Source organism: Neisseria sp. P0021.S007 (genome assembly GCF_051956855.1).
This window is the reverse complement of sequence record NZ_JBQCXA010000300.1, coordinates 1-839: the sequence shown is the minus strand read 5'-3', so window position 1 is coordinate 839 and position 839 is coordinate 1. Positions and strand designations below refer to the sequence as shown.

1 protein-coding gene is annotated in these 839 nt (G+C 52.0%); it reads right to left on the bottom strand.

The window, feature by feature from the left end; translation table 11 throughout:
- A partial coding sequence (locus tag ACTHUR_RS12970; protein ID WP_440398907.1) for a SecDF P1 head subdomain-containing protein occupies window positions 1-839 on the bottom strand: 839 nt, incomplete at both ends.

The following is an 839-nucleotide window of genomic DNA, read 5'->3' as shown; positions in this document are numbered from 1 at the left end:
GCGGTAACCACTTCGGATTTGCCTTGATCGATCAACACCATCGCCATGCGTTTGCCGACGTTGGCGGCGGTCAATTCACCAAAAATACTGCCGCCTGCGCTATCCAAGCTCAGACTGACTGCTGGAGCACCCATTTGGTCGAAACTTGGTTGTGCGTCGTTAATATTGTCACCGGTCAGTTCAACTTGTTTGTTGATCAGCAAGGTTTGTGGATGATCACCACTACTGGACAACAGCTCGAAACCGCTCGGAACATTGCCTTCCAAAGCCTCGCGCACTTTGACAGGGTCGTCTTCTACCATACGCACTTCCAAAGTCGCGGTACGGCCGATAATATCTTTTGCTTTAGCAGTATCTTGCACACCCGGCAGCTGCACGACGATGCGGTCGAGGCCGGATTGCTGGATGACAGGTTCAGCCACGCCCAGCTCGTTGACACGGTTATGCAAGGTGGTGATGTTTTGTTTCACCGCATCAGAGCGTACTTTGTTAATCGCTTCTTCGGATAATGTCAGCGTGATGTTATTGCCATCAGCGTTCAAATTTGCCTCAGGGAAAAGCTGACGCAGCTTAGGCATGGCTTTTTGTACGTCGGCAGCGTCCTGCATCGGAACAATCAGACCGTTTTCAATCTGACGGACGGTACCGGTACGGATTTTTTCACGGCGCATTTCGCGACGGATGTCGCCTGAATAACGTTCAAACGTTTTCTGCATCGCAGCTTTCATGTCCACCTGCATGGTGAAATGAACGCCACCGCGCAAGTCCAAGCCTAAGAACATCGGATTGGCGCCGATTTTGGCCATCCATTCTGGGCTGTCTGCCAGCAGGTTGAGCGC